This is a genomic window from Pseudoalteromonas sp. 2CM28B (genome assembly GCF_023161935.1).
In genome coordinates this window covers 372,845-388,557 of sequence record NZ_JALNTH010000004.1, presented here as the reverse complement: position 1 = coordinate 388,557, position 15,713 = coordinate 372,845, and the positions used below count along the sequence as shown (strand labels likewise).

At 40.6% G+C, this 15,713-nt stretch carries 10 protein-coding genes; 6 read left to right on the top strand and 4 right to left on the bottom strand.

All coding sequences use genetic code 11. The annotated features are described in order from the left end of the window. Nucleotides 1-9: 9 nt before the first annotated feature. Nucleotides 10-1,092 carry a general secretion pathway protein GspB gene (locus tag MTN96_RS08495; protein ID WP_096042123.1) on the top strand — a complete coding sequence of 361 codons (1,083 nt, stop codon included), beginning with the start codon at nt 10-12 and terminating at the stop codon, nt 1,090-1,092. Nucleotides 1,093-1,141: 49 nt separating this feature from the next. Here the strand turns inward: MTN96_RS08495 and MTN96_RS08490 are convergent, their stop codons facing one another. Both MTN96_RS08490 and putA read right to left on the bottom strand, forming a co-directional pair. Further along, on the bottom strand, nt 1,142-2,335 hold the full coding sequence (locus MTN96_RS08490) for an HD-GYP domain-containing protein (protein WP_064386891.1): 1,194 nt from the start codon (nt 2,333-2,335) through the stop codon (nt 1,142-1,144). A 119-nt stretch (nt 2,336-2,454) separates the two neighbouring features. After that, nucleotides 2,455-6,258: a bifunctional proline dehydrogenase/L-glutamate gamma-semialdehyde dehydrogenase PutA gene (gene putA / locus MTN96_RS08485; RefSeq protein WP_024034315.1), complete on the bottom strand. Its 3,804-nt coding sequence runs from the start codon at nt 6,256-6,258 to the stop codon at nt 2,455-2,457. A gap of 207 nt (nt 6,259-6,465) precedes the next feature. On the opposite strand from putA, the gene MTN96_RS08480 reads away from it, so the two are divergent. Beyond that, nucleotides 6,466-6,948, top strand: a complete 483-nt coding sequence (locus tag MTN96_RS08480) for a winged helix-turn-helix transcriptional regulator (RefSeq protein ID WP_004587169.1) — start codon at nt 6,466-6,468, stop codon at nt 6,946-6,948. Nucleotides 6,949-7,060: 112 nt separating this feature from the next. On the opposite strand, the gene MTN96_RS08475 is transcribed toward MTN96_RS08480, so the two are convergent. Then, entirely contained in the window at nt 7,061-7,666 is a 606-nt protein-coding gene (locus MTN96_RS08475; RefSeq protein WP_024034313.1) for a TIGR04211 family SH3 domain-containing protein, read from the bottom strand. Nucleotides 7,667-7,881: 215 nt separating this feature from the next. Here MTN96_RS08475 and MTN96_RS08470 point away from each other — a divergent pair, with 215 nt between their 5' ends. The 3 genes from MTN96_RS08470 (at nt 7,882) to MTN96_RS08460 (ending at nt 12,610) form a co-directional block, all read left to right on the top strand. After that, nucleotides 7,882-9,402: a CYTH and CHAD domain-containing protein gene (locus tag MTN96_RS08470; protein WP_248451686.1), complete on the top strand. Its 1,521-nt coding sequence runs from the start codon at nt 7,882-7,884 to the stop codon at nt 9,400-9,402. A gap of 165 nt (nt 9,403-9,567) precedes the next feature. Then, complete coding sequence (locus MTN96_RS08465; protein WP_248462629.1) at nt 9,568-10,377, top strand: phosphate/phosphite/phosphonate ABC transporter substrate-binding protein; 810 nt, start codon at nt 9,568-9,570, stop codon at nt 10,375-10,377. Further along, nucleotides 10,364-12,610: an ATP-binding protein gene (locus tag MTN96_RS08460; RefSeq protein WP_248531187.1), complete on the top strand. Its 2,247-nt coding sequence runs from the start codon at nt 10,364-10,366 to the stop codon at nt 12,608-12,610. Before MTN96_RS08465 ends, MTN96_RS08460 begins: the two co-directional genes overlap by 14 nt. A 24-nt stretch (nt 12,611-12,634) precedes the next feature. Here MTN96_RS08460 and MTN96_RS08455 read toward each other — a convergent pair whose 3' ends face one another. After that, nucleotides 12,635-14,152 (bottom strand): S10 family peptidase, encoded by a 1,518-nt coding sequence (locus MTN96_RS08455; protein ID WP_248531186.1) that lies wholly within the window; start codon nt 14,150-14,152, stop codon nt 12,635-12,637. 336 nt (nt 14,153-14,488) lie between these two features. Between MTN96_RS08455 and MTN96_RS08450 the strand changes: the two genes are divergently transcribed. Then, nucleotides 14,489-15,709 (top strand): response regulator, encoded by a 1,221-nt coding sequence (locus MTN96_RS08450; RefSeq protein WP_248531185.1) that lies wholly within the window; start codon nt 14,489-14,491, stop codon nt 15,707-15,709. Nucleotides 15,710-15,713: the final 4 nt, after the last annotated feature.

The window sequence follows — 15,713 nt, the reverse complement described above, 5'->3', positions numbered from 1 at the left end:
AGGTAATTTATGTCTTATTTATTAGATGCATTAAAGCAATCTCAACAAGCAGATATGAGCGCCGAGCAATATGATTTGCAGTCAGCGCAGTTAAAGCAGCAGCAAGCACTTACGCGCTATAAAAAAATGGTGTGGCTACTTGGCGGCGCAATTGCAGCATTTATTGCTATAGCGGGTGGCTTTACAGCAGGTAAGTGGTTTCAAAGCAGCGCACTATTAAACACAAGCCAGACGGTTGATGTTGTTAGCACTGATAGCAAAAAGCAAAAACAAGCAGTAACAGATGAGCCAACTACAGCGCAAAATAAAGCCGAAAAGCCTGTAACATCACCTTCTTCAGAGGCTGAAAAAAATAGTAATAAAGCAACGATTGAAGGGCAGTTGGTGTATGTACAAACACCTACCGGGGTACAAAAAATGTTGCTTACCCCACAGGGGCAGTATATCCCTATTAATGATAATCCGGCGCAGCAGCAACCAGGTTACACTGTGCAACCCCCTATAAATGCTAACGGGTATAATCAAAATGCGTTTAATCAGCAAACTTACAATGCACAGCTACCTAATACGCAAAGCTATAATCCACTTGCTTATAATGCACACGGCCAAAACACGCAATTTATGCAGCCGCAAGCACAAAATACAAGCTCAGCAGGTTTAGATATGAGCAAGTACAAAGTGCTTGGAAAACCACTGAATGGTGAAAATACCCCAAGCACGCAAGCGCCGCAAAGTAGTCCGGAGCTTGATGCTGTACCGAGTAAATTAAAAGATGCCTTTGCACAAGCGATAAAAGACTCGGAGCAAGAACAAGATTACGAAGTAACGCAGGCCTCTCGCAGTTCATCTCGAGTTAAACCGGTTGAGCTATTACCAGATGGCTTACAAGCCATGCTGCCAAGCATTAAATACCAAGCACATATATACTCTTCAAGTGCAGATAAACGCTGGATAAAGCTTAATGGCAGAGAGCTACACGAAGGGGAGAGCATTGGGGCACTAACAGTGCGCGAAATTACCCCAGAGCAAAGTGTACTTGATTTTGATGGTTATGAATTCAGTATTAAAGCTTTGCAGGATTGGCCGCAATAAAGCGCAGCTAATAAAGTAAAGCCGCAAAACTGCGGCTTTACTTTTTAACTCAGGGTAAAATAGCGTTTTTGTAAAAGCGCTCTAAATCAATGTTGTAGTCGGTCGGCTTAACAGTTGATTCGAGCTTGTCGGCTGTTTTTTTATTTGCCAAGTTTATATCTTGCATTTCCGTGTAGCGACCGTGTTTAGCACTATAAAATGTTTTAACCACCGGCTTTAAAGGTGTTTCAGGGTTACTCTGTGTAACCAAGCCTACTTTTTGGCTAGATAAGCGCACTAAGGTGCCTACAGGGTGAATGCCAATACATTGGATAAACTTAGTAAGTAGCTCACCATCAAAGCTATCAGGGCAACCATCTTTTAAAATTTTAAACGCTTTTATAGGCTCCATACCTGCTTTATATACCCGCTCTGCCGTGAGTGCATCATATACATCTACAATTGACGCCATACGTACGTATTGGCTTATCTCATCGCCTTTTTTGGCAAACGGATAGCCTTTTCCGTCTAAGCGCTCATGGTGTAGGCCGGCAATGTCTACAGCAATCCCCGTTAACCCCGCTTCTTCTAAAATTTGCTTAGAATACAGAGCATGGTTTTGCATAATTTTAAATTCGTCATCACTAAAGCGACCCGGTTTATTGAGCACTTCGTCAGGAATTTTAATTTTTCCTATGTCATGTAACAAAGCACCTGTAGTGAGCTCTACAATAATGTCGCGCTCTATGCCTAAGTGCTTTGCAAAAATACCCATTAAAATAGAAACGTTGATAGAGTGCTCTAATAAGTAAGCATCTTTTTGACGCATTTGCGTTAAGCAGGCTAGGGCATCTTGGTTTCTAAAAATAGAGTCCATAAAGCCACTGGCAAGCTCTTTAAAAGGCGCTATGTCTATATCTCTACCCGCTTTTATGTCGCCAAAGGCCTTTTGTTGAAGTGTTTTAGCTTCGTCGTAGAGCTTTTTAGCTTTGCCCATTTCTTGTTCGCTACTATGAACTTTAAGCCAAGGGTCGCGTTTTTTAATCTCTGCCTTAGGCGCAGGGGCTTGGGTGTCGGGCTCGGGTGTAGTTAATGTTTTATCTGGATCTATCTCTATTTCTAAAATGCCCGCTTTTTTGAGCTTATCGATACTCGCCTGAGTCTTAACCCAGCCTTGGTTTTTAATTTTAATGCGCCCAGTTTGTTTTGTAACACTTTGAACAAACATGCCAGGCTGTAATTGCGAAATAGAGATAACTTTCAATTTTTTTACTTCTGTAATGGGTCTTTGTTTAAATTAGCATCATTATACGTTGCAGGGTAAAAAAAAAGGCACTTTTAAGTGCCTTTTTTTACATTTTTAGTTAATTAGTACTAGATGGGCTATTCGTCATCTTCTACTAGGGTCATCAGTGAAGTATTACCACCAGATGCGGTAGTATCTATACTGATCGTTTTTTCAGTAATTAAGCGCTTAATCAACGTATCGTAATACTCTGAAGTAATTACTGGCAAAATAGCGCCTTTACGCTGTGCAAGTTGTTGGCTGAAGTAACCTAAACGAGACGAACGTGCAGCAACCACCGCACCCGCTAAGTGAGGGTGAGCCAAAATAGCTTGTAGTTGATTAGGTTTTGCAACCTGGAACACGCCCTCAGCAACGCCTGTGGCAATAAACTTATCTTTAAAGGCTACCGCTTCATCGTAAAATAGCTCTGATGCTACCGTAATTACTGTATTACCTGCAGCAAGTGCTGTGATGATTGAAAGCGCCCAAAAGTTAAATGACGTGCTTTTATCTGCATAACATACTACGCAACCACGTGCTTCAAGGTGCAAGGTGTTTGATTCACCAGTAGGCCCAGGCAAAGTAGTAAACTTACGCATGTGTTTTTCTAATCGGTTAAGTTGTGCACGCGCTTCTGAAAGCGTTAATGCCAAATCGTCCGCTAGGTCATCAATAATTTCGACCGTTGCTACTTTAGCAAGCAACTGACGAACAGCCGATACACGGTCATTTAACGGTGTTGCACGCCAAATTTTCTCATCGCGCATTGAGTTAGCCATTAGCTTTTCAACTTGCTCGTTTGCACCGCTGTAATGGTGTAAATCAAGCTCATCTGGCGTTAGGTTAGTCATTTGCACGTTATCAGGTGATGCTTTCTCTTTTACTAAGCGCTGCAGGTAGTTAGGGCCACCGGCTTTAGGGCCAGTACCAGATAAACCACGGCCACCAAACGGTTGCACACCGACAATGGCACCAATCATGTTGCGGTTTACATATACGTTACCCGCACGCGACATTTTAGCTAGGTACTCACAACGCTCTTCAATACGTGAGTGAACACCCATTGTTAAGCCATAACCTGTGTTGTTTATTTGGTCAATCACGTTGTCGATATCATTCGCTTTAAAGCGAACAATGTGCACACATGGACCAAATACTTCACGTTTAAGTACTGATAAATCTTCGATTTCGTATAAACGAGGGGCAAAAAAGTAGGCGCCATTTTCGGTGTTATCAGGGATCTTACACTCGTAATGAAGTGTTGCATTACCTTTTAAGTATTCAACATGATCATTTAGCGTTTTAAGGGCTTTTTCATCAATTACTGGGCCTACATCGGTAGAAAGTAATGACGGGTCGCCAATATGCAGCTCGGCGAGTGCGCCTTTAAGCATTTCTATAATGCCATCGGCTACATCTTCTTGTATAAATAATACACGCAGTGCTGAACAGCGCTGGCCTGCACTTTGGAAACCTGAGCTTATTACATCATCAACAACTTGCTCTGGCAGCGCTGTTGAATCCACAATCATACAGTTTTGGCCACCGGTTTCTGCAATTAACGGTACTTGAATATCGTTACGCGCAGCCAGTGTTTGTGAAATAAGTGTGCCTGTTTCTGTAGAACCGGTAAACATAACAGCCTGAATGCGCTCATCAGGTACAATTGTTTTACCTACCTCAGAACCACGGGCAATCACCGGCTGTACTACATGCTCTGGTAAGCCAACCGAAAGCATTAACTCAATAGCGCGAAGTGCGATTAAGCTTGTTTGCTCTGCAGGTTTTGCAATAACAGTATTACCAGTCACAATGGCAGCGGCCACCTGACCTAAGAAAATAGCAAGCGGGAAGTTCCACGGGCTAATACATAAAATTACACCGCGTGCTTCAAAGCGCTCATCGCTTGCAAGTTCTTCTGCGCGTGCCGCGTAGTAACGACAAAAATCAACGGCTTCACGTACTTCGTCAATACCATCTTGCGCAATTTTACCGGCTTCTTTAATACATATAGCTACGAGTTCGTCGTGGTGACGCTCTAAAATATCAGCCACGCGGCGTAATAAATTAGCACGCTCTTTTACAGATGTTTGTGACCATGACTCAAATGCCGCTTCTGCATTGGCCAAAATGTCTTTCATCTCATCGCCAGATTGCAGTTTAACGTGGCCGATGATTTCGTTGTGATTAGCTGGGTTTTTAACCGCTAATGCGCCTTCAGGTACTTGGCTTTGATCAATTAAGTGCTCGTTAAACCAGCTTTCAAGGTTTTCTTTGAATGGCGTAATTACATTAATATCGGTTAAGTCCATGCCTTTAGAGTTAGCACGTTCGTCGCCGTATAAGTCGATTGGCATTTTAATTTGCGTATTGTACTTATTACGTAAACCTTGCAGTGTTTCTACTGGATCAGGTAATAGCGACTCAACTGGTTTAGTGGTATCTACAATGGCGTTTACAAACGATGAGTTAGCGCCATTTTCAAGTAAACGACGTACTAAGTAGGCAAGTAGGTCTTCGTGCTGGCCAACGGGTGCATAAACACGGCATTGAATTTTTTCTTCATTTACGATTTGGTCAAATAAAGATTCGCCCATACCGTGTAAACGCTGGAATTCAAATCCGGTGTTATCGCCTTTAGCAACTTCTAAAATAGTGGCTGCAGTGTAAGCGTTGTGTGTTGCAAATTGCGGGTACAGTACATCGCGTGCTTCTAGCATTCTAATAGCACAGGCTTTGTAAGATACATCGGTAGTTGCTTTACGCGTAAATACTGGGTAGTGCTCTAAACCATCTTGTTGCGTGGTTTTAATTTCTGTATCCCAGTAGGCACCTTTTACAAGGCGAACCATCATTTTACGGCCTACACGAGTAGCAAGTTCAGTTACCCATTCAATAACAAAAATAGCGCGCTTTTGGTATGCTTGTACGGCTAAACCAAAACCTTGCCAGTTACCTAAATCTTCATCGCTAAATACCGCTTCTATAACATCTAACGAAATATCTAAGCGGTCAGCTTCTTCTGCATCAACTGTAAAGCCAATGTCGTATTTTTTAGCAGCAAGCGCGAGCTCTTTCAGTTTAGGCACAATTTCGGCCATTACGCGGTCTTTATGCGTGAACTCATAACGTGGATGAATAGCAGAAAGTTTAACTGAAATACCAGGGCTTTTAACTGGGCCACGGCCATTTGCCGCTTTACCAATTGCATGGATTGCGTTCATGTAGCTGTCGAAGTAACGCTTGGCATCTTTCATTGTGCGCGCGCCTTCGCCTAGCATGTCGTATGAGTATACGTAGCCTTTTTGCTCTTTTTCAGCAGCGCGTTCAATGGCTTCGTCAATGGTGCGACCCATAACGAACTGCTTACCCATAATTTTCATGGCAAAGTTTACAGACTTGCGAATCACAGGCTCGCCTAAACGACCTATGGTCTTTTTAAGCATGCCAAATTGCTGTTCTTTGGTTTTATCTGTGTAGTTAACCATTTTACCGGTTACTAATAATCCCCACGAAGAAGCATTAACGAATAAAGAATCGCTGCTTCCTAAATGAGAACTCCAATCACCTTTAGCAAGCTTGTCACGAATTAACGTATCTTGCGTGGCTTTGTCTGGTACGCGAAGTAGGGCTTCGGCCAAACACATTAACACTACACCTTCCTCACTAGAGAGTGAGAATTCATTTAAAAGTGCGTCTACACCGCTTTGACCGTCTTGATCTTTTCGAATGTTTAAAACAATCTGGCGAGCTCTTTCCCATGCACGGCTTCGTGCTTTAACACCCACTTCTGCAAGTGGTAAAATATGATCAATAACAGCATTTTCATCAATGCGGTAAAAATCACGAATTTTCTGTCTTGTAGGACAGGTTGTTGTCAAATCGCCATTGAATAACATAAGCAACCCTTAGGAATGTTAATATGTAAATAGTAGAACAAAATTTATGTGCTTGGGCTGTTGAGCTAAAGCAACTTTGCTACCAATAAATTACCAGTGATGTAATGCGTGCATTCTAATTAAATTTCAGCAGAATATGCTGGTTAAATTTCACGATTTACGATAATTTACAGGGCATATTTTCAACTTATCCGTATAAAATTCTGTATGACAAGTCCAAATAGATTACGCCTGCTTGATCGTATCGATTTAGCAATATTAGACGTTCTTCAAAAGAACGGCAGAATTTCTAATGTTAACCTAGCAAAACAAGTTAATTTAAGTCCTAGTCCATGCCTTGACCGTGTAAAACGTTTAGAGCAAGAAGGCTATATAGAAGGGTACTTTGCAAAGCTTAGCGAACAAAAGCTGAATCAGAGCTTAGTAGCGCATGTGCAAGTATCGCTGGTGACATCTAACACGGCTGTTTTTAAAGTATTTAAAGAGCATATACTTAAAATTGAGCAAGTTGTAGAGTGCGATATGGTAGCGGGAGGGTACGACTACCTGCTAAAAATTAGGGTCTCGGATATGGATGAGTATCGACAGGTGCTAGGAGACTTGGTCGATATTCCGGGCGTAGGTACTCACCATACTTACATGGTAATAGAAAAAATTAAGCAGGATCCTGGTTTACGTTTGGATGTTTAAAAACCAAATGCTTATTGCAATACATTACACACACATTAAAAAAGCACCTAAGGGTGCTTTTTTAATGATTAGCCAGCGGCTATTAAACTTAGTTAACCAAGGTTTAGGTTAATTAAGCCCACCCTTCGTAGCGCTTACGGCGCGAAAGTACAACGGTAAGTATAATACCTAAAAACAAACCTATAAAAGCAATAGCGCCACCATAAGTAAGTAGTTGGCGTTTTTCTTTTGCAGTGGCTGCTTGTTTTTGAGCGCGTTCTTGCTCAAGCGTTGTTTGCAGCTCAGTAATTTGTTGATTAAGCAATTTGTTTTGATTAGTTAAGCTTTGATTATGTTCTTGTAACTGAGGTAGTTCAACTTGTGCTTGGCGTAGTTTGTTTTGCACTGTGCTCATTTCGCTACTGAGTGTTTGATACTGCTGATGAAGCCCTGGCGTTTGCGATATAAATTTAGACTCAACCCAACCTTCACGGTCTTTATCGTCTTTTATTTTTATAAAGCCGTTTTCTTCTTTTGATAGCACGGTTAATTTAGTACCCGCATCTACAGAGCCAAGTAAGCGGTAGTTTTTACCTGCGCCAGAGCGCATAAAGGTATATAGATTATCGATTATATAAGCTGAATTTGCATCTGATGAATTGGCTGTTTGAGCTTCTTGTGCTTGGCTTATAAACGAGGTGGCTGTTAAAAGTAGCCCTAGTAAACAGTGTTTTAGCATTTATCTACCTTGTTAGTCTATCCGTGTCCGTTGTGGTTGTGATTGAGATTTTCACATAAGTAGTGAGATAGTATGGATTAAACGCGTTAATAGCAAGGTTGATATTGTAACCCAGTACGGGCGTTGCTCAGCCAAAAAGGTTAAAAAATTTGCAAAATGAGGTGGCTTTGTTTATTTTGAGCACTTATTTATTTTAAAGGTAATCCTCAACCCTAATGGATACTGAGATAGAACTGAAGTTTTTGGTATCAGATGCCGTTGTTCCACTGATCCCCTCGCTAATCACACAATTTGCTAAAACGGTTATTAATAAACCTTCACGTAGTTTGCAAAATGCCTATTACGATACCCCAAGTAGAGAGCTAAGAGCCCTTGATATAGGTTTTAGAACCCGCTGTGCCGACAGTAAATGCGAACAAACAATAAAGCTTGCTGGCGAAGTTGTGGGGGGGCTACACCAACGTCCTGAATACAACTTACCAATTGAATCAAGCCGTCCTGATTTATTAGCATTTAGTAATGCTATTTGGCCTCATGGTATGCAAGTAAATGCTATTAGCGATAATTTATATCCTATTTTTAGCACTAACTTTATTCGTCGTACTTGGTTAATAGAAACTCCAAATGGCGCAAAAATTGAAGTCGTGCTAGATAAAGGCGAAATAGCAGCATCGGGTAAGGTTGATATTATTAGCGAGCTAGAAATAGAGCTTGTTGAGGGCAACAGAGACGAGCTATTTGCTTTGGCAGATAAACTTGTTAGCCAAAACTGTATTCGTTTAGGGCTTTATTCAAAAGCAGCTAGAGGCTACCGACTAGCCGATGAAACACCGCTTAAACCAAGTAAGTCTATTGGGTTTGTAAAATTAAAAAAACAAGCAACTCAAGAGCAAGCACTAATAGAGGCCATGAACTTTGGTATTCGTTTTGTGCAAAAGCATGAGCAGTGTTACTTTGACAAGCCAAGTTTAAAAACGCTCAAACGTGTGACTGATGGCATTAGTTTAATTAGGCATAATTTTTGGTTGTTTGACGATATTGTAAGTAAAGACAGTACTGAGCAATTAAGAACAGAGTTAAAGTGGCTGTTAAGTGAATTAGCTTGGGTTGAAAATGCAATTCAGCTAAAAACTTATACATCTAAACGCCATGCATTTTATAAAAAAATAAATGCAGCGCCTGCATTAGCGCAAGTTATTAACGATTTAAAAGAGCTACAGCCAAGCATTGATGATATTAATGCTTTGTTTCAAAGCGCGCGATACAATCGTTTATTGCTGTCGTTGACTACTTGGTTGGTAGATAAACAATGGCGTAAGTTTTGGGGGCAAACTCAACTACAGGCAGCAGAGCAGCCAGTAGCTAAAATTGCAAAACGTTTATTTAATAAAGATTGGCAAAATTTAGATAAGTTACTTCCTAAAGAGCAAACGCTTACAGCACAAGATTATTTAAGCTTACGCACCCAATTAGAAAACAGCTTATTAAGCGGTAATTGCTTAGGGTCATTGTTTGACAAAGAAGAGCGCTTAGAATTTAGACTGCCGTGGCTGGATATTTCTCATGGTATGTACGAGCTCAGCACGCTGGAATATTTAAAGCAGCTTTGCGGCGGGCAAGAAGACGAGCAATTGGCTAAAATTCAACAGTGGCTAGATCAAAAGTCAGATTACTTAGTCAGTGCAATGGAGCAAAGCCGTTTAGCGTCTTTTGATATAGAGCCGTACTGGCAGTAATATATTTAAGCAGGTGTGTGTATGGGCGCCTGCTTTTATCTTTTTGTTGAAACTTTCTTAAACCTCCTAAATTAAATAACCTCTTAATTTCTACGTAATAAAAATGGTGCGTTAGTCACTCGTTAACTATGCTTATAGTCATAAACCTACAACGGTAAGACTAATATGAAGTGTAGTGTTGTTTTGCTTTTTTTATTCAATAGTATGGGTGTCTATGCTCAAACCTTTACTTTTGGTGTAGTTCCGCAATATGAGCCTCAAAAACTCACTGCAATATGGCAGCCCTTTCTTAATAAAGTAACCGAAAAAACAGGCGTGCAACTAAAGCTTGTTACCGTGGAATCAATCCCGGTTTTTGAGCAAGGTTTTGCAGATGGCGATTACGATTTTGCTTATATGAACCCATGGCATAGTGTGATTGCTTTCGACAAGCAAGGCTATTTACCTATAGTGAAAGATGCTGCGCGCCATTTGCAAGGCGTATTAGTAGTCAATAAAAACAGTAATATTGAATCCGTTAAGCAGCTTGAAGGCGCCGAAATTGCTTTTCCTGCGCCTAATGCATTAGGCGCTTCTTTATTAATGCGGGCGGAGCTTGCCCTATTGTATGGCTTAACAATAAAGCCTGTATATGTACAAACGCACTCATCTGTTTATTTAAATGTGGCACTTAACGCAACGCCTGCCGGCGGCGGGGTAATGGGCACATTAAAGCAACAGCCTCAAAATTTGCAGCAAAAGCTAAAAGTTATTTACAAAACGCGTAAGGTTAGCCGCCACCCCATTGTGGTTCACCCTAGAGTAAATAATCAGGTACAAGCGCAAGTTCAACAAGCAATTATAGAAATAGGGAGCGACCCTAAACAAAAACACTTATTAGCGGGTATTCCTATAATTAACCCAAGTAAAGCAAGCATTGACGATTACAACCAATTAACGCAATGGGGTTTACGCTCGTTTTATGTTGAAAATTAACTGGTGGCGCAGCCTAAGGGTTCAAAGCTTTATTGCGGTAATGGCATTTGGCTTTTTATTAATATGCTTATTTATTTTTTACGCTTTGCCAGAGCAAGCTAGGTGGGTAAACGATGGCCTTTCTAGCGCAGCGCAGCGCTCTTTACAGCAACTATCTACATCAATAAAAACCCCTTTATTAACTCGCCAATACGCACAGCTGTATGAGCAAATAGACGCGCAACTTAATACAAACCCTAATTGGAAAGCAATTAGGGTAGTAGAGCCTTCTACAGGTAATCAGTTATATCCATTAGATGAGTGGCAGCTGTTAGCGCAGCAGGGCAATGTTACGTTAAATGAGCACATTACTTTTTTAGATAAACCTTTGGCTGAAATAACGTTGGTCGTTAATTTTGAAGACAAAATAAACGAAGCGGCCAAGCTACATTACACATTAATTTATATTCAGTTTTTTATACTTGTGGTGTTTTTTATTGGCTTAGCTTGGTTGGTCGATTATAGAATTACCAGCCCTTTACGGGCGCTCGAAGTCGCCTTTTCTAAACTGGCTAAAGGGAACTTTGATTGCCACGTTAGCGTTCAGCAAAAAAATGAGATTGGCAGCGTCATAAATGCATTTAATAAAATGGCCGGTGAGGTTGCTACTAATCATCAAAAAGTAAACGCACTGAGAATTCAAGCCGAGTCGGCCAGTAAGGCTAAGTCTGACTTTATGGCGAGTATGAGCCATGAGCTTAGAACGCCGTTAAATGCGATTTTAGGGTTAGCGCAGCTTTATCAATATGACAGTAAAGCAACCGAGGTACACAAAGACAATGCGCAAAGTATTTACCAAGCTGGGGAGCATTTACTTTTACTAATAAACGACGTGCTAGATTTAACTTCTATTGAGTCGGGGAATATGCAGTTTAATTTTGAATATGCCTCCGTGAAAGACATGCTACAGCATAGTATTGAAATGGTGAGCGAACTTGCCAGAGTTGAGCTTGTTACTATAGATACTCACAATATTGACTCCCTAGAAGGTATTTACTTATATGTAGATAAGCGCCGTTTTAAACAGGTACTGCTTAATTTACTTTCCAACGCAATAAAATATAACAAAGTGCGAGGTAAAATAGATATACGTTGCGAGATTGCTGATTCAAGCCGCTGTAATATTGATATTGAAGATACAGGGTGCGGTTTTTCAGAAGATGATATTTTAAGGCTTTTTAAACCCTTTGATAGACTAGGGGCAGATACCAGTAAAACACATGGTACGGGCATAGGTTTAGTTATTACTAAAGAGCTTGTAGAGCGTATGCAAGGGCAGCTACAAGTAAATAGCCAAATAAATAAAGGCGCGTGCTTTACCATTAGCTTTAATAGTTTTAAAGAAAGCGCTTTAACCACTATACAAGCTGATGAACCGATAAATCACCCCAGCAGTGAGCCCGCAGACTCCGCCACAGGTAAACTCCCAGTATTAAATGTGCTGGTGGCAGAAGATCAACTGACTAATCAGCAGGTTTTAAAGCAGCAACTGACCATGCTTGGTGTTAATTCAACGTTTGCAAATAATGGTGAACAGGCCTGGCAAATGCTCCAAGATAAGTCCTTCGATATGCTACTTACCGATATTCAAATGCCGTTGCTAAATGGCCTTGAATTGGCTAAAAAAATCCGAAAAAACACACAGTTCAATGAGCTCATAATTATTGCTGTTACGGCCAACATAATGGAAAAAAACATTCAAGATTGTTACAGCGCTGGGATGAACGGTTTTTTAACTAAACCGATAGAGCTTGAAAGCCTAAAAGCACTGTTGATGAAACACTCGCAAGGCATTGTTCCTTCGCATACACAGCCGCTGCAAATCACAGCGCAAGCAAGCTCTATGTACAGTCAATTAGATATGCCTTTATTGTTTTCGATGTTAGGAAAAGATACGCATGTACATTGTTTAGTCTTTCAGGCGTTTTTACAGACCGCTTATGAGCAAGTTAAATTAATTGAAGCATATACACATAGTTTAAATTATGCCGATTTATCTTTTCAGGCGCATGGTTTAAAGTCATCTGCTAAATCGGTTGCAGCGTTAAAGTTAAGTGATACCTGCCAGCAGATAGAAAGCTTAGCCGCGCAAAATAAGGTCGATGAAGCGTTATTATTTGCACTACAAACAGGATTTAATGAAGTGGTTACACAGTTAAAAGTGTACTGTAATAAACATGAGGCATCTTCGTAATGCCTCATGTAATGGCCCTTTTAATTAATATTTAGCGGCCTGCCCTTTAGCGGGTAGGGAGCTTAAAATGAAGTCGCGTAAATCGTTATTTGAAAGCTTAAGATCTTCATGTCGTAGGTACATCATATGGCCGCTGCGGTACCCTTTAAAGCTTAACCTGTCTTTCATTTTTCCACTTGGGTCAAGCTGCCATAACGTGTATTTAGCATCAAAGTAATTTGTTGCGCCATCGTAGTAACCCGCTTGAATCATGACGTTTAAATACGGGTTTTGCGCCATCGCTAAACGTAAGTTTTCGCCGGTATTATTTTTACTACGATCCCATGGGTGAACATTGCCAAATAAGTTGTATTTAACATCCGTTTTATAGTTGAGCTCTTCACGCAGGTAATAGTTAATTGCAGGCGTAAATGAGTGCAGCCAAGAGGTAAGCTCAGCCCAGTAATCAGGTGATTCGCCAGCATCGCGTTTATCAATACCTAAATAGCGCGAATCTAGACGTCCGACAGTTTGTCCGCGCTCACGTAAAAGTTCTTTCCAAAAAAATTGAGTGGGAATATCTAAGTTGTTTTGCGCTACAAACTGCTCTGAAAGGCCAGCATATTCGGCCATTTTCTTTATTATTTGGTGTTTTTTATCGGCATCGATAAAGCCACCTTTAGCGAGGGCAGGAATAAGCTCATTAATAGTGAACTGTTCTACTTCGGGTAAAAGTTCATTGAGATCTTTTTCTTGCAAGTTTTTATTCAGTGCTTTGTGATACCACGCAGTTGCAGCAAAATAAGGTAAGCGATTAGCCGCTTTTATAGGACCATCGCGTTTTATACCAATATCGGTCGGCGATACTAAAACCACCCCATTAATGTACATCCATTGACTGTTTTGTAGTTCATGGGCAAGGCCTGATACACGAGTAGTGCCGTAGCTTTCTCCAATTAAAAACTTAGGTGAGCGCCAGCGCTCGTTTCGGTTAACAAAGGTATTTAGCCATTCAGCTAAGTATTTTATGTCGGCATTGACACCAAAAAAGTGCTCTTTTTGTTGCTCTTTCGAAAGCATTTCACCTTTAGCGTTTTCTACTACGCGTGAATAACCTGTATTTACCGGATTTACATAAACAATATCTGCTACATCTAATACTGAGTAGGGGTTATCTTTTACGCCATAAGGCTGAATGGGGTAGCCTTCGTCATCAATTTTTAATACGCGTGGGCCAGTATAGGCTAAGTGCATCCATACAGATGCAGAGCCAGGCCCGCCATTAAACGATATCAGTAATGGGCGAGCTGCGGTGTTATCGACTTTATCTCGTGTGTAATAGGTATATTGTAATGTGGCAATGGTATCGCCATTATCATTCCACACCGGCTGAGTGCCTGTTTTAACGGTGTAGCTAAAGCGTTCACCATTAATTTTTGCTTTATGCTTAGTGACTACGTGGCTATCAATGTCTATTTTTCGTTGGTTTTCTGCTGTTGCAGTACTGCTAAGCAATACGATGGCAAGCGCTAAGGTGTAACGAGTTAATTGGACAAGCTTCATTGTCGTTCCTTATTTTTGTTTAGATGCTATTTAAAATAAAAAACACACAAATAACAAAAGTATTGAGATTAATGGTCGATAATACTGGTTAAGTCTAAACTTATACACGGCGTGTTTGTTTATTTAGGGTTAATTTATCCTAGCGTGTTTAGCTTAGCTAAAAAATCAAGTATATTTGGTCGACTTTGTATTTGAATTAAATACAAGCCTTGCGCTACATTAATGGACCTAGCCTACTTACTGGCTACATAAACAGAACTTTACTGGATGTTTTTCATAGCTTGTCGCTTCAGTGCAAGTTTAAGTACGTAAAATAACAAGATTAAAGAGAAGTTTATGCAAAGAGTATTAGTGGTTGAAGACAGTAAAGTAGTGCAGCAGGTGCTACGCCACTTAACGGCTCAATATTTAGATGTCGCTGTCGATTTCGCATGGTCATTAAATGAATGCCAAGACTATATTGAGAAACATAAATACTCGCTGGCTTTAGTTGATTTAACTTTGCCAGATGCACCTAATGGCGAGGTGGCTAAATTCACACTTTCACACGCTATTCCTACTGTGGTACTTACCTCAAAAATTGATGAATATAAGCGCCAACAAATGCTAGAGCTTGGTGTTATTGATTACGTAATTAAAGACAATCGCGATTCATACCATTACGCTATCAAGTTAGTGGCTCAGCTTCTGAGAAATCAAGGCTGTAAGGCGTTGGTTGCTGATGATTCAATGCTAAGCCGCTCTTTAATGAAGCAAATGCTAGAAAAGCAATTATTTGATGTAACCGATGCGCAAGATGGTCAGCAAGCACTCGAAATAATAAAAAGTAATCCTAATATAAAATTGCTCATGACCGATTATGCGATGCCATTAATGGATGGCTTTGAACTGGTTAAAGCGGTGCGTAATTTTAGAGGGCGCGATGATTTGGCCATCATTGGACTTTCGGGGGCAGGTAAACATGGGTTATCGGCTCGGTTTATTAAATACGGTGCCAACGACTTTTTAACAAAGCCATTTATGAATGAAGAGTTTCATTGTCGTGTTATGCAAACAATGGAGCAGTTGTCACTGATTGCGGATATTAAAGAAAGTGCTTACAGAGACTATTTAACGGGTATGTATAACCGCCGTTATTTTTACCAATATGCAGAGCAACTATTAAAAAAACAACAGCAAAATACGCTTGCATTACTCGATATAGATTTTTTTAAAAATATTAATGACACCTTAGGCCACGAAGCGGGCGATCAGGCACTAAAGCAGGTAGCCACGTTAATTAAAACTACGTTTTCTAAGTTTACCGTTGCGCGGGTGGGCGGCGAAGAGTTTGCCATTATATTAGATGATATAGACACGGCGCGTGGGCGAGAGTACTTAGAAGGCTTTAGAAAAAAACTCGCTAAACATGAGTTTTTAATCGATGAAAAACCGTTTTCTATCACCATCAGTATTGGTGTTGCTGATTTTCAAAACACTGATTTAACTCAGGCCATGCGCATCGCAGATGCGGCCCTTTACGAAGCAAAAAAAAATGGCCGAAACTGTGTTGTGTAAATAT

Excerpts from the sequence above, each read along its gene's own strand:
- MTN96_RS08495 (WP_096042123.1), top strand. The coding sequence starts at position 10 with ATGTCTTATTTATTAGATGCATTAAAGCAATCTCAACAAGCAGATATG.
- MTN96_RS08470 (WP_248451686.1), top strand. The coding sequence starts at position 7,882 with ATGGATACTGAGATAGAACTGAAGTTTTTGGTATCAGATGCCGTTGTT.
- MTN96_RS08450 (WP_248531185.1), top strand. The coding sequence starts at position 14,489 with ATGCAAAGAGTATTAGTGGTTGAAGACAGTAAAGTAGTGCAGCAGGTG.
- MTN96_RS08460 (WP_248531187.1), top strand. The coding sequence starts at position 10,364 with ATGTTGAAAATTAACTGGTGGCGCAGCCTAAGGGTTCAAAGCTTTATT.
- putA (WP_024034315.1), bottom strand. The coding sequence starts at position 6,258 with ATGTTATTCAATGGCGATTTGACAACAACCTGTCCTACAAGACAGAAA.
- MTN96_RS08455 (WP_248531186.1), bottom strand. The coding sequence starts at position 14,152 with ATGAAGCTTGTCCAATTAACTCGTTACACCTTAGCGCTTGCCATCGTA.
- MTN96_RS08465 (WP_248462629.1), top strand. The coding sequence starts at position 9,568 with ATGAAGTGTAGTGTTGTTTTGCTTTTTTTATTCAATAGTATGGGTGTC.
- MTN96_RS08480 (WP_004587169.1), top strand. The coding sequence starts at position 6,466 with ATGACAAGTCCAAATAGATTACGCCTGCTTGATCGTATCGATTTAGCA.
- MTN96_RS08475 (WP_024034313.1), bottom strand. The coding sequence starts at position 7,666 with ATGCTAAAACACTGTTTACTAGGGCTACTTTTAACAGCCACCTCGTTT.